The 17,447-nt window shown below is 71.4% G+C and carries 14 protein-coding genes; 6 read left to right on the top strand and 8 right to left on the bottom strand.

Annotated features, from left to right (window positions below; genetic code table 11):
* Window positions 1-2 precede the first annotated feature (2 nt).
* Both ACH4SP_RS30355 and ACH4SP_RS30350 read left to right on the top strand, forming a co-directional pair.
* Window positions 3-1,109 (top strand): P1 family peptidase, encoded by a 1,107-nt coding sequence (locus ACH4SP_RS30355; RefSeq protein WP_398419468.1) that lies wholly within the window; start codon window positions 3-5, stop codon window positions 1,107-1,109.
* A gap of 179 nt (window positions 1,110-1,288) precedes the next feature.
* On the top strand, window positions 1,289-2,107 hold the full coding sequence (locus ACH4SP_RS30350; protein ID WP_398419466.1) for a DUF6227 family protein: 819 nt from the start codon (window positions 1,289-1,291) through the stop codon (window positions 2,105-2,107).
* 106 nt (window positions 2,108-2,213) lie between these two features.
* On the opposite strand, the gene ACH4SP_RS30345 is transcribed toward ACH4SP_RS30350, so the two are convergent.
* The 4 genes from ACH4SP_RS30345 to ACH4SP_RS30330 all read right to left on the bottom strand — a co-directional run bounded on the left by ACH4SP_RS30345 (window position 2,214) and on the right by ACH4SP_RS30330 (window position 7,958).
* On the bottom strand, window positions 2,214-4,289 hold the full coding sequence (locus ACH4SP_RS30345; RefSeq protein ID WP_398419465.1) for a fructose-specific PTS transporter subunit EIIC: 2,076 nt from the start codon (window positions 4,287-4,289) through the stop codon (window positions 2,214-2,216).
* 127 nt (window positions 4,290-4,416) lie between these two features.
* Window positions 4,417-5,364 carry a 1-phosphofructokinase gene (gene pfkB, locus ACH4SP_RS30340; protein ID WP_398419463.1) on the bottom strand — a complete coding sequence of 316 codons (948 nt, stop codon included), beginning with the start codon at window positions 5,362-5,364 and terminating at the stop codon, window positions 4,417-4,419.
* Between the two features lie 4 nt (window positions 5,365-5,368).
* The gene (locus ACH4SP_RS30335; protein WP_398419461.1) at window positions 5,369-6,130 is read right to left on the bottom strand and encodes a DeoR/GlpR family DNA-binding transcription regulator; all 762 of its coding nucleotides are present in this window, start codon (window positions 6,128-6,130) and stop codon (window positions 5,369-5,371) included.
* A 226-nt stretch (window positions 6,131-6,356) separates the two neighbouring features.
* Window positions 6,357-7,958, bottom strand: coding sequence for an MFS transporter (locus ACH4SP_RS30330; protein WP_398419459.1), 1,602 nt, complete (start codon window positions 7,956-7,958; stop codon window positions 6,357-6,359).
* A gap of 63 nt (window positions 7,959-8,021) precedes the next feature.
* Here ACH4SP_RS30330 and ACH4SP_RS30325 point away from each other — a divergent pair, with 63 nt between their 5' ends.
* Window positions 8,022-9,011 carry a helix-turn-helix transcriptional regulator gene (locus tag ACH4SP_RS30325; RefSeq protein ID WP_398419457.1) on the top strand — a complete coding sequence of 330 codons (990 nt, stop codon included), beginning with the start codon at window positions 8,022-8,024 and terminating at the stop codon, window positions 9,009-9,011.
* A 189-nt stretch (window positions 9,012-9,200) separates the two neighbouring features.
* On the opposite strand, the gene ACH4SP_RS30320 is transcribed toward ACH4SP_RS30325, so the two are convergent.
* Window positions 9,201-10,196 (bottom strand): RNA polymerase sigma factor RpoD/SigA, encoded by a 996-nt coding sequence (locus ACH4SP_RS30320; protein ID WP_398419455.1) that lies wholly within the window; start codon window positions 10,194-10,196, stop codon window positions 9,201-9,203.
* Window positions 10,197-10,719: 523 nt separating this feature from the next.
* Between ACH4SP_RS30320 and ACH4SP_RS30315 the strand changes: the two genes are divergently transcribed.
* Window positions 10,720-11,742, top strand: a complete 1,023-nt coding sequence (locus ACH4SP_RS30315; protein WP_398419453.1) for a questin oxidase family protein — start codon at window positions 10,720-10,722, stop codon at window positions 11,740-11,742.
* Between the two features lie 52 nt (window positions 11,743-11,794).
* Here the strand turns inward: ACH4SP_RS30315 and ACH4SP_RS30310 are convergent, their stop codons facing one another.
* Window positions 11,795-12,577: a DODA-type extradiol aromatic ring-opening family dioxygenase gene (locus tag ACH4SP_RS30310; protein ID WP_398419451.1), complete on the bottom strand. Its 783-nt coding sequence runs from the start codon at window positions 12,575-12,577 to the stop codon at window positions 11,795-11,797.
* Between the two features lie 44 nt (window positions 12,578-12,621).
* Between ACH4SP_RS30310 and ACH4SP_RS30305 the strand changes: the two genes are divergently transcribed.
* Entirely contained in the window at window positions 12,622-13,161 is a 540-nt protein-coding gene (locus ACH4SP_RS30305) for a MarR family winged helix-turn-helix transcriptional regulator (protein ID WP_398419450.1), read from the top strand.
* Between the two features lie 100 nt (window positions 13,162-13,261).
* Here ACH4SP_RS30305 and ACH4SP_RS30300 read toward each other — a convergent pair whose 3' ends face one another.
* Both ACH4SP_RS30300 and ACH4SP_RS30295 read right to left on the bottom strand, forming a co-directional pair.
* On the bottom strand, window positions 13,262-14,803 hold the full coding sequence (locus ACH4SP_RS30300; protein ID WP_398419448.1) for an MFS transporter: 1,542 nt from the start codon (window positions 14,801-14,803) through the stop codon (window positions 13,262-13,264).
* A gap of 195 nt (window positions 14,804-14,998) precedes the next feature.
* Window positions 14,999-15,667 (bottom strand): TetR/AcrR family transcriptional regulator, encoded by a 669-nt coding sequence (locus ACH4SP_RS30295; RefSeq protein WP_398419446.1) that lies wholly within the window; start codon window positions 15,665-15,667, stop codon window positions 14,999-15,001.
* Window positions 15,668-15,954: 287 nt separating this feature from the next.
* On the opposite strand from ACH4SP_RS30295, the gene ACH4SP_RS30290 reads away from it, so the two are divergent.
* Entirely contained in the window at window positions 15,955-17,436 is a 1,482-nt protein-coding gene (locus ACH4SP_RS30290; RefSeq protein WP_398419444.1) for a M6 family metalloprotease domain-containing protein, read from the top strand.
* Window positions 17,437-17,447 lie beyond the last annotated feature (11 nt).

Here is a 17,447-nt window from a genome sequence, read left to right as displayed (position 1 = left end):
CCATGGGAGAACTCACCGGGAAGCCCGGGCCGAACGACGCACTGACCGACGTGGCTGGCCTCCGGGTCGGCCACGCGCGCGTGGCGGGGGCCCATGCCCTGTCGGGGAGCACCGTGGTGCTCGCCCCCGAGGGCGGCTTCGTCGCCGCCGTGGACGTACGGGGCGGCGGGCCCGGGACCCGTGAGACGGACGCCCTGGACCCGCGCAACCTGGTGCAGCGCACCGATGCGATCGTGCTGACCGGCGGCAGCGCGTTCGGGCTCGACTCCGCGTCCGGGGTGGTGGCCTGGCTGGAGGAGCAGCAGCGCGGTTTCCGGATCGGACTCGACCCGGCGCAGGTGGTGCCGGTGGTGCCCGCGGCCTGCCTCTTCGACCTGGGGCGCGGCGGCGACTGGCGGTCCAGGCCTGACGCGTCGACGGGACGGGCGGCCGTGGCGGCCGCCGCCCGTACCGAAGTGGGCGCCCCGGTGGAACAGGGCTCGGTCGGCGCCGGTACGGGCGCGGTGGTGGGCGGCCTCAAGGGCGGCGTCGGCACCGCGAGCACACGGCTCGCGTCGGGGGCGACGGTGGCGGCGCTCGTGGTGGTCAACGCGGTGGGTTCGGCGGTCGATCCACTGACCGGGGTGCTGTACGGGGAGTACCTCCAGGGGCGCGTCGCGTACCCCGGCGAAGAGGTCCACAGGGAAGCGGTGCGGCGTGCTCAAGAGGCGCGCGAGGAGTCCGCGCGACGCTTCGCCCAGTCCGTGCGTCCCCCGCTGAACACCACCCTCGCGGTCGTCGCCACCGACGCCGAACTGACCCGCGCCCAGGCACAGAAGCTCGCCGGGACGGCCCACGACGGCTTCGCGCGCGCCCTGCGGCCCGTGCACCAGCTGACGGACGGGGACACGGTCTTCGCGCTGTCCACGGGGGCGCTGCCACTGCTCGCCGGGGAGCAGGACCCCGCGTTCGCAGCCCAGTTGACGGCAGGCGCCCTCAATGAGGTGCTGGCGGCGGGTGCGGACACCGTCTCCCAGGCGATCGTCAAAGCGCTGCGGGCGGCGGAGGGCGTCGACGGGCCGGGCGGGATCTTCCCCGCATACCGGGACCTCTACCCCGGGACGGTGTGAATCGGTGAACTACGGGATTTCGGGGGCGGTTTACGGGAACCTCTCGCACTCCACCCCTCGTTCACAGGCCAAGCAGCCCCTTCTTCCCGGGAAAAAGGGGCAACCCGGAGCGCGATGTCAGACCCAGCGGCTACTTTGAGTATTGAGAGAGTCACACGCGGCGACGGCCTGGAGAAGCCTTGAACGATCCGTACGAGAACGAGAGCGACGGCCTCGAACCCACCGAGGAACACCTCGGGCTGCTCCTGGGCCGTGCACTGAACTCCTTCGACCTGCCCGACGAGACCGTGGAGCGGCTCGCGTCGGCGCTGGCGCACAGCTCGTCGCTGCGCTCCTCGCACCACAGCGCCGGCCTGCGCCGCTCGCTCCACCTGCACACGTTCCTGCTGGCCGACGGGGACTGCCTCACCCTCTGGGAGCTGGTGCACAACGCGGGCCGCGACCACCGCACCGAGCACGAGCTGTACACCGACATCGGCGAGGCCCGGCTCGCCGCCAACCGGCTGCCGCGGGGCGCGGGTTCGTCCTCCGACGACCTGCCGCTCTTCCCCGAGTACATCGACGGGCACGACGCCATCGCCGTCCCCGACGACCTCTCGGACCACGTGGAGAGCGACCTTGAGGTCCTCTCCGGTCTGCTGGCCCACCCCCGCAGGGCGACCAGGCGCTCCTTCGTGCCGGACGACTCCCCCGACCACGCGCGCCGGGTCCTGCGCCGCGCGGAGAACGCGGACCGGCCGACCGGCGAGACGGCGCGGCTGCTCGCCGACGCCCTGGCGCACGAGATCACGCAGGTGTTCGGGCGGCAGTGCCGCATCAAGGGGCGGGAGGTCGGGTTCACGCTGTACGAGCACGCGTTCCTGCTGCTCGACGGCAGCGAGGCCAGCCTGTGGGAGGTCGAGCACACGGCGACCCCCGACGGACGCCACATGTGCGAGGTGTACGCGGACAAGCACACCGCTCGCGAGGCGATGGAGCTCCACGGGCGGGTGCGCTGACCACGACACCGCGGCCGGCCACGACACCGCATGCGGGAGCCCGCCCTCGTGCGGTGCACGGGGGCGGGCTCCCGGTGGGTTTTCGGCGCTTCGCGCGCCCGCGGGCTCAGGCGGCGACGGCCACCTTCTCCTCCGGCTGCTCCGCCTTCTGCCCGGACGGAGTCTGCGGCTGCTTGCGCGCCCCCTTGAGCAGGACGACCAGCCCCGTGGTGACGCAGACACCGGCGACGATCGCCACCAGGTAGAGCAGCGGGTTGCCGATCAGGGGCACCACGAACACGCCGCCGTGCGGGGCACGCAGGGTGTTGTCGAAGGCCATCGACAGGGCGCCGGTGACCGCGCCGCCCGCCATCGAGGCGGGGATGACGCGCAGCGGATCCGCCGCCGCGAACGGGATCGCGCCCTCCGTGATGAAGGAGGCTCCGAGCACCCAGGCCGCCTTGCCGTTCTCCCGCTCGGCCTTGGTGAAGAGCTTCCCGCGCACGGTCGTGGCGAGCGCCATCGCGAGCGGCGGGACCATACCGGCAGCCATCACCGCGGCCATGACCTTGAGGTTGCCGTCGCTGGCGTTGGCGGAGAGACCGCCGATGGCGAAGGTGTAGGCGACCTTGTTGAAAGGGCCGCCGAGGTCGAAGGTCATCATCAGCCCGAGAACGATGCCCAGGACGATCGCATTGCTGCCGTTGAGGCCGGACAGCCAGTCCGTCAGCGCCGACTGGAGCCCCGCGATCGGCTCGCCGACCACCAGGAACATCAGGAACCCGACGACGATCGACGACAGCAGCGGAATCACGACGACCGGCATGATGCCGCGCAGGGCCGCCGGGATGCGCACCTTCTGGATGGCCATGACGACCGCACCGGCGAGCAGACCTGCGACCAGGCCGCCGAGGAAGCCCGCCTTGATGGTCACCGCGATCGAGCCGCCGACGAAGCCGGGCACGAGCCCCGGCCGGTCGGCCATTCCGTAGGCGATGTAGCCGGCGAGCACCGGGATCAGGAAGCCGAAGGCCAGGCCGCCAACCTGGAACAGCAACGCCGCCCAGCTGGTGTGGTCGCCCCACGCGAAGTGCTCCATGACGGAGGGCGCCTTGTCGATCTGGTAGCCGCCGATGGCGAATCCGAGGGCTATCAGCAGACCGCCGGCGGCGACGAACGGCACCATGTAACTCACTCCGGACATCAGCCACTTGCGGAGCTTGGAGCCGTACCCCTCCCCTGCGGCGCCGGACTCCTCGACCGGGCTCCCCTTCGCGGGCGCGGCCGACAGGTCGCCCCTGGCCGCCTTGTCCCTGGCCTCGGCGATCAGTTCGTGCGGCCGGTTGATGCCCGCCTTCACACCGACGTCCACCGTCGGCTTCCCGGCGAACCGCTCGCGGTCCCGTACGGGCACGTCGTGGGCGAAGATCACCGCATCGGCGGCGGCGATGACGGCGGGGTCGAGGCGGGTGAAGCCGGAGGAGCCCTGTGGCTCGACGGTGAGCTGCACGCCGTCGCCGTTGCCCGCCTGTTCGAGGGACTCGGCGGCCATGTAGGTGTGCGCGATGCCGGTGGGGCAGGAGGTGACGGCGACGATACGGAAGGGGGTGCCGGTGCCTTCTTCGGCTTCCGCCGCCTCAAGAGGAGCTCCGGAGGCAGGGGTTGGGGCCACGTCCGGAGTCGTGTCCGGAGCCGCAGCCACAGCCGGGGTCACGTCCAAAGTGGCGTCCGAAGTCACGTCCGGAGTCACGGCCTCGGGGGCCTCGTCGCCCCGGATCAGTGCCGCCGCCGACGCCGCGTCCCCCACCACCCGCAGCGCGTCCGTGAACTCGGTGTTCATCAGCTGCCGCGCCAGGCTGGACAGGATCGTCAGATGGGCGTCGTCCGCGCCCGCCGGGGCGGCGATCAGGAAGATCAGGTCCGCCGGACCGTCCGTGGCGCCGAAGTCGACACCGGCGGCGCTGCGCCCGAAGGCCAGCGTCGGTTCGGTGACGTGCGCGCTGCGGCAGTGCGGGATGCCGATGCCGCCTTCGAGCCCGGTCGGCATCTGTGCCTCGCGCGCCGCGACGTCCGCGAGGAAGCCGTCGAGGTCGGTGACCCGGCCCAGCGACACCATCCGGGTCGCCAGGAGACGGGTCGCCTCTTGTTTGGTGTCGGCGGCCAGGTCGAGGTCGACCAGGTCCGCGGTGATCATCTGGCTCATCGCGGGCTCCTTCGCACGGATGCATCAACAGGCAGGGCGGGCACGGCAAGCGGGGCGTTCAGCACGGACAAGGCGGACACAGCAGCCGTGTGGAACCGGGCAGCCGCACGGCGGCCCCTCGCGCCGCTCACGTCGCGGGCTCCGTCAGCACGCGGTCCAGCGGCACGTCGGCCGTCACGGTCACCGCCGCCGGGTCCAGGTCGGCAGGCCTCGGCATCACGCTGCCCGGCAGCTGTACCGCCGCCGCACCGTGCGCGACCGCCGCGGCCAGGGCCTCGGGGCCCTCGCCGCCCGCCGTCAGGAACCCGGCCAGCGACGCGTCGCCCGCGCCGACATTGCTCCGTACGACATCGACTCGCGCGGTCGCGAACCACGTACCGGAGTCGGCGACCAGGAGCTGTCCGTCGGCGCCCAGGCTGGCGAGCACGGCCCGCGCGCCCAGCGCGCGCAACTGCTCGGCCGCCTCGGCCGCGTCTCCCACCGTCTTGAGCGGCCGCTCGACCGCTTCGGCGAGCTCCTCGGCATTGGGCTTGACCACGTCCGGCCGCTCCCGGAGCGCCGCGAGGAGCGACGGTCCCGAGGTGTCCAGGGCGATTCGGGCCCCCGCCTCGTGCGCGCGGGCGACCAGGGCGGCGTACCACTCGGGGGTCAGACCGCGCGGCAGGCTGCCGCAGCAGGCGATCCAGTCGGCGTCGCCCGAGTGGGCCCGTACCGTCGACAGCAGTGCCTCGGACTCGGCCGCGGACAGCTCGGGGCCGGCCGCATTGATCTTGGTGAGAGCGCCGTCGGGTTCGGCGACGGAGATGTTGGACCGGGTCTGTCCGGCCACCGGCACCGGTGCGACCTCGATGCCCTCGGCGCCCAGGAGTTCGGCGACGAGTGCGCCCGGGGCACCGCCCAGCGGGAGGACGGCGAGGGTGCGGTGCCCGGCGGCGGCGACCGCGCGCGAGACGTTGACGCCCTTGCCGCCCGGGTCGATGCGGTCGGCGGTGGCCCGCAGTACCTCCCCGCGCATCAAAGAGGGGACTTCGTAGGTGCGGTCCAGGCTGGGGTTGGGGGTGACGGTGAGGATCATCGGGTCACACTCGCTGTACTTCTGTTCCGGCCGCCTCGATGGCGGCGGCGTCCGCCGGGCTCAGCCCGGTGTCCGTGATGAGCAGGTCGATGTCTGTCAGGTCGCCGAACCGCGCGAAGTGCTCCTGGCCGTGTTTGGCCGAGTCGGCGAGCAGTACGACCCGGCGGCCCGCCGCGATCACCGCCCGCTTCACCGCGGCCTCGGCCAGGTCGGGGGTGGTCAGTCCGTGCGCGGCGGAGAAGCCGTTGGTGCCGAGGAAGACGACGTCGGCACGGATTTCGCCGTACGCCCGCAGCGCCCAGGCGTCGACGGCCGCCCGGGTACGGTGCCGGACCCGGCCGCCGACCAGGTGGAGGTCTGTCCCGGGGTGGTCGGCGAGCCGCGCCGCGACCGGCAGCGAGTGCGTGACGACGGTCAGGGCGCGCTCCAGCGGGAAGCCCGCCGCGAGCCGCGCCGCCGTCGAACCCGCGTCGAGGACGACGCTGCCCTCGGACGGCAGCTCGGCGACGGCGGCCTGTGCGATGCGGCCCTTCTCGTCGGCGGCGGTGGACTCGCGCTCGGCCAGGTCGGGCTCGAAGTCGAGCCGCCCGGCCGGGATCGCCCCGCCGTGCACGCGGCGCAGCAGTCCGGCCCGGTCGAGGGCCTTGAGGTCGCGTCGTACGGTCTCGGCGGTGACCTGGAAGGTGTCGGCGAGGGAGAGCACGTCGACGCGTCCGCCCTCGCGGGCGAGACGGAGGATCTCCTGCTGGCGCTCCGGTGCGTACATGTGGGTTTACGTCCGTTCGATGCCCGAACCTGTGGTTTCCCTGGCAGAGTACGCCCGCGCATCACTCAAGTAAACACATGTGGACCTCATCCGGGCACGAACGGACTTTGATCCCGGCTCTCGCCCGCACACACGCGAGAAGCCCGCAGGGTCCACCGGACCCCACGGGCTTCTCGCCGCACTCCCTGCCGCAGTCGATCCACTGCAGCCGACCTGCCGCGGTCGATCAGGCCGTCAGCGCGGGCTCCTTCTGTACGTCGTCAGCCCTCTCGGGCGCCTCGTGCTCCGGCGCCTCGTGCTCCGGCGCCCTCTTCGGCAGCGCGAACATCAGCAGGAAGATCACGATCAGGACGCCGACGACCCAGCCCAGCGCGTTCTGGAAAGCGTCCACATAGGCCGCCCCCACCGCGCTCTGCGCTCCGTGCGCCAGCTCCATCTTGTTGTCGACGATCCCGAAGAAGACCACCGACACCAGTCCGATGCCGAACGCGTTGCCGGTCTGGCCGGTCGTGTTGATCAGCCCGGACGCGGAACCCGCGTGCTCCTTGGGCACCTCGGACAGCACCGCGTCCGTCAGCGGCGCCACGATCAGACCCATGCCGAGGCCCATCACGATCAGCGGCAGCGCCATCTGCCAGGACGAGATCTCCTTGCCGAAGTGATCGGCCTCCCAGATGTAGAGCAGCAGTCCGGCCGCCATCGTCAGCGCACCCGTCTGCAGCACCTTGCGGCCGAACCGCGGCACCAGTTTCTGCACCGAGATGCCCGCCGCCACCGACACGGCGATGGAGAACGGGATTCCGGTGACGCCCGCGCGCAGCGCGCTCCAGCCGAGCCCGATCTGCATGTACAGCGTCCACACCATGAAGAAGATGCCGCTGAAGACACCGAAGGTGAGCTGCACGGCGATACCCGCGGCGAAGCTCTTCACCTTGAACAGCGACAGCTCCACCAGCGGCGACCCGTCGCGCCGCGTCTTCCACCGCTCGTACGCGACGAACACGGCGAGCACGACCAGGCTGCCCGCCATGGACAGGTACCCCCACAGCGGCCAGTCCAGCTCGCGGCCCCGGGTCAGCGGGTAGATCAGCGCGAGCAGCGCGAGGGTCACCAGGACGACGCCCGGCAGGTCCAGGCGCAGTGCGCGCGGGGCCTTGGACTCGGTGATGAACTTGCGGCCCAGGATCAGTCCCGCGATGCCGACGGGCAGGTTGATCAGGAAGATCGGGCGCCATTCGAGGCCGAACAGGTTCCACTCGGTGAGCAGCGCGCCGAGCAGCGGTCCCGTCACCGCGCCGAGGCCGACGATCGCACCGAACAGGCCGAAGACCTTGCCGCGCTCGTGGGCGGGGAAGGTGGCGTGCACGATCGACAGCACCTGCGGGACCATCAGCGCCGCCGTCGCGCCCTGGAGGATGCGGGAGGCGACCAGGACGTCCGGGTTGGCGGCGAAGCCACAGAGCGCGGAGGCGAGCGTGAAGCCGCCCATGCCGATGAGGAACAGCCGCTTCCGGCCGTAGATGTCGCCGAGTCGGCCGCCCGTGATCAGTCCGGCGGCGAAGGCGAGTGCGTAACCGGCGGTGATCCACTGGATCGCGCTGAAGGTCGCGCCGAGGCTGCCCTGGATGCTGGGGATCGCGATGTTGACGATCGTGACGTCGACCAGGTCCATGAAGGCGGCGGTCATCACGATGGCGAGCGCGAACCAGCGGCGGCGGTCGGTGGGAGAAGTGGCAGGTGCTGCGTCTGTGGCAGGTACTGCGGGCGATGCGGCTGCGGCGGGTATCGGAGACTCGGCCCGAGTCCCCGACGGGGGTGCTGATGTCATGTGGACGACGTTAGTCGTCATATAGGACACACTGTGTCCCACATCCCCCGCATCCTTGGTGTTATGACGGACACACCGGCACGGCTGCTGCAACTGCTCTCGCTGCTCCAGACGCCCCGCGAATGGCCGGGCAGCGAACTCGCGACCCGGCTCGACGTTTCGCGCCGGACGGTACGCAGGGACATCGACCGGCTCCGCGACCTGGGCTATCCGGTGCAGGCCACGATGGGCGCGGAGGGCGGGTACCGGCTGGTCGCGGGCAAGGCGCTGCCGCCGCTCGTACTGGACGACGAGGAGGCGGTGGCGATCGCGGTCGGCCTGCGGGCCGGCGCCGGGCACGCGGTCGAAGGCATCGAGGAGGCTTCGGTGCGCGCCCTGGCCAAGCTGGAACAGGTGCTGCCGTCCCGGCTGCGCCACCAGGTCTCGGTCCTCCAGGCCGCGACGATCCCGCTGACCAGCGGCGACGGCGCGAGCATCGATCCGCAGACGCTGACCGTGATGGCGGGGGCGGCGACCGGCCACGAGCGGCTGCGGTTCGGCTACCGCTCCGGCGACGGTACGGAGACCAAGCGCCTGGTCGAGCCGCACCGGCTGGTCAGCACGGGGCGCCGGTGGTACCTCGTCGCGTACGACATCGACCGCGAGGACTGGCGTACGTTCCGGGTGGACCGGGTCAGCGAACCCTTCGCGACGGGGGCGCGGTTCGTGCCGCGCGGGGTGCCGACGGGGAACGCGGCGGAGTTCATCCGGCGGTCGCTGACCGCGCTGGGCGGGGGCCGCCGCGAGGAACCGTACCGGCTGGTGGTGACGTTCGACGCGCCCGCGGAGTTCGTGGCGGCACGGCTGCACGGGACGCTGGGAACGCCGGTCGCGACGGGCGACGACAGCTGCCGGCTGGAGGCCGACCTGGGGTCGTCGGTGGAGTGGACGGCCTTCCGACTGGCCATGGTGGACTGCGAGTTCGCGGTGCGGGAACCTCAGGAACTGGTGGCCTACATGGAGTCGCTGGGAGCCCGGATCGGGCGGGCGGTCGCGGCATCCGGGTCCGCGTGAACCGTCTGGTTCGCGCGGGAATGGTGGGGAGCCCCGGCGCTCGGGGGGAGATGCGCCGGGGCTTCGTCCCGGGAAGGACGCGGCGGCCGATGGGTGGGATGCCGCCGCATCGTGGTCTGTTGCGCACCCACCCGTACGGGCTTGCGCGGCTCGTACGGGCTCGTACGGGGCCCCAGCGCGGCCGACTGCTTACGCGGCCGCGTCGAAGCCCGTGTCGTGGGCCATCTTCTTCAGCTCCAGCAGGGCGTGCTTCTCTATCTGCCGGATCCGCTCGCGGGTCAGCCCGTGCTGCTTGCCGACCTCGGTGAGCGTGCGCTCCCGGCCGTCCTCGATGCCGTACCGCATGCGGATGATCGAGGCCGTGCGCTGGTCGAGCTTGCCGATGAGGTCCTCAAGCTCCTCGCTGCGGAGCATCGAGAGGACGGACTGCTCGGGCGACACCGCGGAGGTGTCCTCAAGAAGATCGCCGAACTGGGTCTCGCCGCCGTCGTCGACCGGCATGTTCAGCGAGACCGGGTCGCGGGCCCAGTCCAGCACGTCGCTGACGCGCTGCGTCTTGGTGTCGAGCTCGGCGGCGATCTCCGCGTGCTCGGGGTCGCGGCCGTTCTCCCGGTTGAACTCGCGCTGCACGCGCCGGATCCGGCCCAGCTCCTCCACCAGGTGGACGGGCAGCCGGATGGTGCGCGACTGATCGGCGATGGAACGGGTGATGGCCTGACGGATCCACCAGGTCGCGTACGTCGAGAACTTGAAGCCCTTCGCGTAGTCGAACTTCTCGACCGCGCGGACCAGGCCCGCGTTCCCCTCCTGGATCAGGTCGAGCAGCGGCAGACCGCTGCGCGGATAGCGACGGGCCACGGCGACGACGAGGCGCAGGTTGGACCGGATGAACAGGTCCTTGGCCCGCTCACCGGCTTCGTAGAGCGCTTCCAGCTCCTCGCGGGAGGCACCGGCGGCCTTGGAATCGGCTATGTCGCCGTCGAGGATCTGGCGTGCGTACACACCGGCCTCGATGGTCTGGGACAGCTCGACCTCCTTGGCGGCATCGAGCAGTGGCGTCCGTGCGATCTCGTCGAGGTACATGCCGACCAGGTCGCGGTCGGCGATCTCCCCGCCTACGGCGCGAACGCTGCTTGCCCGGGTCGATCCGGTCGAAGACCGACGGGCGACGGCACGGGTTGCCATGCTTGGTGCTCCCTTGCGTGAGTAGGTCGCGTGTGGTGTGGCTGTGGCTGCCGGGACTCCTCTCGGATTCCCCGCCTCCAAAAGAACCAACGGATGGAATCGGGACAGAATTCCCCGCACTCGCACTCAATTTCGTGATCTTGCAGTACCCTGTCGGCCCACCAGGGTGGAATCTTGCCCCAAATCACCACAGAAGCGCAGGTCAGGCCAGGTATCGAGGCTGATTCGAGGAAGCTCAACGGCCTTTACCACCGCTTCACCAGTGAGACCTCGATCACCTTCGACACGGCTCCTCTCGCGCCCGGGGAGAGCCGTCCGTGGCTGCCCTCCCACCCTGAAGACGGCCCGCACCGCCGCATGGTTGCTCGCGATGCCCGAACTGCCCGGATTCTGCTTCAGCGGGTCACTCTTCCCCGCGAGGGGAGACCGGTCGCCGGACCCGCAGGTCGCAGGCCCGGTCCGTCCCGCGGCCTAGGTCCCCAGCCCGTTACGGATCTCGGGACGCGCGCCTACTGTCCGGCACATGGACACCACCGGTACGTACGACGAGGCCCTGACCCGCCTCCATGCCACAGGGCCCGAGCGGCTGGGGCGGCTCTCCAACCACGCGCCGATGGCCGTCGAGGCCCTCGCCGCCCACGGGCAGGGGCGGGCCGTGCACCGCTGGCTGGACCTGTACGCGGACAAGCTGGAGGAGTTCCCCGCCGCCCACGCGCGTGTGACGGACGCCAACTGGCGCGAGGCGCTGGGCGATTCGCGCCGGGCCGCCGACTGGATCGGGTACTTCGAGCGGCTCGTCGCCGAGCGCCCCTGGCGGGACGTGCTCGCCGAGTGGTGGCCGCGGCTGCTGCCCGGCATGTACGGCAGCGCCGCGCACCCGGTGATCCGGGTCGGCCACGCGGTGCGCTCACTGCTGGCCGACGGCGGCGAGACCGCGCCACGGACGGCCGAGCTGGCGCACGGGCTCGGGTACTGGGCGGCCTGTCAGCTCCTCGCGCCGGACGTCGTACCGCTGCCGGGTGCGGCCACCGCCGCCGCGGCCCTGGACTCCGTACCGCCCCTGGACGTACGGAACGGTGACTTTCCGGACCGCCTCTCGCGGGTGACACACCTGCCCGTGTGGGCGGCGGCCCCGGCGTCGCCCCAAGAGGCGCGGGCGAAGCTGGCCGAGCTGGTGCGGGCGACCGTCCACCGGTACGCCACGCACGGGCACGGCGAGGAGACGATGCTGGTGCACGCGTCGACGGCGCCCAACGCCGTACTGCGCACGCTGCCCGCGCTGCCGCGGGCGCTGTGGGTGCCGAGCCTGCACGCGGCCTGGACGGCGTCCGCCGCCATCACCGCGATGTACGCACCCGACGAGGCCCTGCCGTACCGCTCGCGGGCGGCCGGCCTCACCCCTGAAGAGGTCTTCGAGAGGGCCGTCGCGCACGGCGACGAGCACGTGGTGAAGTTCGCCGACACCGCGCTCGACGTCGGCGACGAGCAGGCGCTCTCCGCCACGCTGTACGCCGTCGAGATCAGCGAGCCGATGACCGCCTCATAGAGGCGGCCTCGGCCGGAACGGGAACACAGTGTCGACCACGGCAGAGAAACGGTCAGCCGAACTGCAACGAGCGCTTCGCCAGTCCCCTCCAGAACCCCTCGATGACGCTGCGTCCGGTCGCCAGTTCGTCCTCGGCCGCTCCGAGCGTCACGAACAGCGGGGCGAAGTGCTCGGTGCGCGGGTGGGCGAGGCGGCCCGCCGGGGCCTTGCGCTCGAAGTCGAGCAGCGCGTCCACGTCGGCGGCGGCCAGCGCCTGCCGCCCCCAGTCGTCGAACTCCGCCGACCAGAGCGGCACTCCGGGCCCCGTGTGCCGCAGGGCGGCCAGGTTGTGAGTGAAGAACCCGCTGCCGACGATCAGCACGCCCTCGTCGCGCAGCGGCGCCAGCCTGCGGCCGATGTCCATGAGCTTCTGCGGGTCGAGGGTCGGCATCGAGACCTGGAGGACGGGGATGTCCGCGTCGGGAAACATCTCCACCAGCGGTACGTAGGCCCCGTGGTCGAGCCCCCGATCGGGTACGTCCTGGACCGGCATTCCGGCGCCGCGCAGCAGCTTCCGCACGGAATCGCCCAGCTCGGGGGCGCCCGGGGCCGCGTACCTGACCGCGTAGTAGTGCTCGGGGAAGCCCCAGAAGTCGTAGACGAGGGGCACGGTGGCGGTCGCCCCGAGGGCCAGCGGTGCCTCCTCCCAGTGGGCGGAGACGACCAGGATCGCGGTGGGGCGCGGCAGACCGGCGGAGACGGCCGCGAGTTCACCCGGCCAGACCGGATCATCTGCGAGCGGCGGCGCTCCGTGGCTGAGATAGAGGGCGGGCATACGCGCTGCGGTGTTCGTCATGCAGGCTAGTTTAACTTTCAAGGAGGAGCTCTACAGTGGAGTGCATGAGCACACAGAAGAACGCGGCCCACAAAGAAGTGGCGGCGCCCGCACCGGAGCCGGAGCAGCGCTGGCTCAGCGGTGAGGAGCAGCGCGTCTGGCGTGCGTACGTCCACGCCACGACCCTCCTCGACGACACCCTCGACCGCCAGTTGCAGCGCGACGCGGGGATGCCGCACATGTACTACGGGTTGCTCGTGCAGCTCGCCCAGGCGCCGGACCGCAGACTGCGGATGACGGAGCTGGCGAAGCACGCGAAGATCACCCGCTCGCGGCTCTCGCACGCCGTCGCCCGGCTGGAGAGGAACGGCTGGGTGCGCCGCCAGGACTGCGCCTCCGACAAGCGCGGCCAGAACGCGGTCCTCACGGAGGAGGGTTACGCCGTCCTCAAAGATGCCGCGCCGGAACACGTGTCACTCGTACGAAAAGCCATGTTCGACCGGCTCAGCGAGGAGCAGGTGCGCCAGCTCGGCGAGATCATGTGCGTCATCGCCGACGGCCTTGAGCCGACAGGTACGGGCGCGGATCTGCCCTGGCTCCGCTGAGCGGCGGAACCAGGGCAGATCCGGGGGGCCGGCGGAACCAGGGCGGACCCGGGAGCCCGCGGAACCAGGGCGGACCCGGGAGCTTCGGAGAACCGAAGGATCAGTGCGCGACGACGGGGATGCGCACCTCGTCCTCGACGCCCTCACCGTCACCGGTGCCGGAGCCCACCGTGGTGGTGCCCGGCCGCCCGGTGGTGATCAGGGTCAGCGCGATGGCCGCCGAGACGACCAGGATGCCGACCGCCCACCAGATGGCACTGGCGTAGCCGTGCACCATGGCCTGCGCCTGGAGCAGCTGCTCGTTGGTCGCACCGGCCGCGTTCGCCGCGACGTACGCGGTGGTGGCGCTCGCCGCGATGGTGTTCAGCAGGGCGGTGCCGATCGCGCCGCCCACCTGCTGCGAGGTGTTGACCATGGCCGACGCGACACCCGCGTCCCGCGCCTCGACGCCGTGCGTGGCGAGCGACATGGCCGGCATGAACGCCGTACCCATGCCGAGGCCCAGCAGCAGCTGCGCGGGCAGGATCAGACCGGCGTACGAGGAACCGATCTCCAGCTGCGTCAGCAGCAGCATGCCGAGTGCGGCGACCAGGAATCCGGGACCCATCAAGAGGCGGGGCGGAACCCGGGTCATCAGACGGGCGCCGATCTGGGTGGAGCCCGTGATCATGCCCGCGATCATCGGCAGGAAGGCGAAGCCGGTCATGACCGGCGAGTAGCCCTTCACGATCTGCAGGTAGTACGTCAGGAACAGGAACAGCCCGAACATCGAGATGACGGCGAGGCCGAGCGAGAGGTAAACCCCGCCCCGGTTGCGCTCCAGCAGGACGCGCAGCGGCAGCAGCGGGTGCTTCACCCGTGCCTCGACGGCCACGAAGGCGGCCAGCAGAACCACCGCGGCGGCGAACAGGCCCAGCGTCGACCCGGCCAGCCAGCCGTCGCCCTCGGCGCGCGTGAAGCCGTACACGAGGGACACCAGACCGAGGGTGGAGAGGACCACGCCGGGGATGTCGAGCGGCGAGCGGTTGCGGCTGCCGGCCGGCTCACGGATGAAGAGGTACGCGCCCAGGGCTGCGACCACGGCGAAGGGGATGTTGACGAAGAACGTCCAGCGCCAGTTGAGGTACTCGGTGAGGAAGCCGCCCAGGATCAGGCCGACCGCACCGCCGCCGCCCGCGATGGCGCCGAAGATGCCGAACGCCTTGGCGCGCTCCTTGACGTCGGTGAAGGTCACCGCGAGGAGGGAGAGCGCGGCGGGTGCGAGCAGGGCGCCGAAGAGACCTTGCAGGGCGCGCGAGCCGAGCATCATGGCCTCGCTCGTCGCGGCGCCGCCGAGGGCCGAGGCGGCGGCGAAGCCGACCAGGCCGACGACGAAGGTGCGCTTGCGCCCCCACAGGTCGGCGAGGCGTCCGCCGAAGAGGAGCAGTCCGCCGAAGGCCAGCGCGTAGGCCGTGATGACCCACTGCCGGTTGGCGTCGGAGATGCCGAGGTCCTGCTGGGCGGACGGGAGCGCGATGTTCACGATCGTCGCGTCCAGAACCACCATCAGCTGGGCGAGCGCGATGAAGACGAGCGCCTTCCAGCGGTTGGGGTCGGGTATCGACTCACCGGATCGGGAGGGGGAAGTGTCTATTTTTGGCATGGGAGGAGCCACCTAGGGATGCGAAAGGCACGAAAACGGACGTAAGCCGCACTGCTTTTAGGGCACGGCCGGAGCCACTACTGGGGTCTGGGGCACAGCCGGAGCTGTCACTGGGGTCTGGCGGACGGCCGGAGCTGTCACCGGGGTCTGGCGAACAGCGGGGCCGTTACTGGGGCTCGGGGCGTGGCCGGGCCGTCACTGTGGTCGACGGAGGTCTTCCAGGGTTGCCGCGCTGCCAGGGAGAACGGAGCGTGCGGGCGCTTCGAGCCCGTCGAGGAACAGCTGCAGATGACGGTGGACGAACTGGTCGAAGTTCAGACAGCCGCTGCCGGGCAGCGGGCGGGTGAGCTGGGACAGCGCCACCATGAGGTCTCCGACGGCGACGTCGGCGCGGAGACGGCCGGCCTTCCTGGCCCGGTCCATGAGGTCCCCGACGGCCGCTTCGAGGCGTTCGCGCCCGGCCATCAGGTCCTCGTGGTTCTGGTCGAACCCTTCGGACAGCATGGGGCACAGCGCCCCGATCCGCTCGGCGGCCGCCTCGTGGACGAAGCGCCGCACGGCCTCGAAGGGGTCGCTGCCCTCCTGGGCGGCCGCCAGGACCGCGGCCTCGGCGCGCTCGGCGGTGCGGGACAGCACCGACAGCACCACCTCGTGGATCAGGTCCTTGCGGTCCGTGAAGTGACGGTAGAGCGTGGCGTTCCCGACGACCGCGCGCCGTGCGATCTCGTCGAGCGGCACCTCGGGCCCCTGCTCCACGAACATCTCGCGCGCCGCGGCAACGATCCGCTCCCGGTTGCGCAGGGCATCGGCGCGCGGACGCGGGATGCGCCGCTGCGCGACGGGGGTGTCGGTTTCGCTGGCCACCACGACTCTCCTTCGACTCTCTGTGCTCTGCCGGTCTCTGCCGGTCCTTGCCGGTCTCTGCCGCCGAAACGGGGACGCTCTCCCCACTTCGTGCGGACACAGATGTAAACGGGGAGCAGCTCCCCGGTTATTTCCACACAGCCATGTGACCTGGATCACAAGCCGCCCCACCATCGGCCCACCCAGCGAGCGACCCCGTGCGCCCCGCCGGAGGGTGGGCGAACAGGAGCAGTCGGGACTGTCCGGGACAGAACGGGCAGGGCTGCATGGAGCGGAAGGCGATTCCCATGCAGCAGCCGCGCCCCCGCCCCGGCATAACCGGCGACCGCCACGCCGGAGCCGGTGGCCCGCACAGCACCGGGACCGGCGGCCCTCACGGCACCGGCGCCGGTGGCCCGCACCGCGCCGGAGCGGGCGGCCTCCGCCACGCCCGAGCCCCTCGCCGCGCCCTCACCTTCGCTGCCGTGGCGGCCCTCACCCTCGCCGCGGTGACCTCGGCCAGCACTCCCCTCGGGGACTCCGGCCACGTCTCCCCCGGACCGGCCGGAACCCTCCGCGCCAAGGCCGCCTCGGACACCTCGGGCCAGGTCCGCACACAGCCGGAGCCCGCCGGTCCGCCCGGCTCGGCGGAAGCCGCCGAAGCCTCGGTCCGGCCCTGCCGCATAGCGGGCACCCGGGGCGTACAGCTGTCGGAGGGGATGCCCACCCCGTCCGGCTACACGCGCTCGACCGGCGAGGTCCGCGCCCTCAACCTGATGATCGACTTCTCGGACGCGCCCGGTCAGGGCCGCGCCCTCGACCGCTTCCAGGAGTTCGCCCCGCAGACCGCCGCCTGGTTCGAGACCAGCAGCTACGGGCGGCTGCGCTACGTCCCCGAGGCCCCGGTCACCGACTGGCTGCGGATGCCGCTCCCCTTCGCCGAGTACGGGATAGAGCGCGGTGCCCCCTTCGAGCCGGGATACGAACAGCTCGTGCAGGACATCGTCGCCACCGCCGACCCTCAAGTGGACTTCTCCGCCTACGACTTGGTGAACATCCTGGTCACCCCGAACGCGGGCCCCTCCGCCCTCGACACGGTCCTGTCCGTGACGTTCTCCGGCAACCACGAGGCCCCGGTCGCCGACGGCGTCCCGCTGGCCAACACCTCGTTCGTCTACAGCCGCCAGGACGACGGCTCCGGCAGCTACTCGGAGACCGGCTTCCGCGTGCTCCCCCACGAGAACGGCCACGTCTTCGGCCTGCCCGACCTGTACACCACGGACGGCGGCGCCTCCGTCGGCCACTGGGACATCATGTCCGAGGACTGGGGGGCCAACAACGACCTGCTCGGCTGGCACAAGTGGAAGCTCGGCTGGCTCGACAGCCGCCAGATCGGCTGCGCCACCGGCACCGGCAGCACCGAACTCACCCTCGCCCCGCTGTCCTCCCCGACCGGCAGCCGCAAGCTCGCCTTCGTACCGCTCTCCGACAAGACGGGGTACGCGATCGAGGTCCGCACCCGCGGCGGCAACGACGACGCGGTCTGCAAGCCCGGCGTCCTCGTCTACCGGGTCGACGCGGACGTGGACACCGGCAACGGCCCCATCACGGTCGCCGACAGCGAACGCGACAGCGGCGGCTGCACCCGCCGCCCCAACGTCCACCTGGAGCTCTCCGACGCACCGTTCGCACCCGGTACGTCCTTCACGGACAAGGAGCGCCGGGTCCGCGTCGACGTACTGGACCAGGACGAGGCAGGGAACCACCGGGTCCGCATCACCCGGGGGTAGACCGGGCCCGC

Source organism: Streptomyces sp. NPDC021093 (genome assembly GCF_044333135.1).
GTDB lineage: Bacteria > Actinomycetota > Actinomycetes > Streptomycetales > Streptomycetaceae > Streptomyces.
The sequence above is the reverse complement of the archived record's forward strand: the minus strand, read 5'-3'. Positions and strand labels throughout refer to the sequence as shown.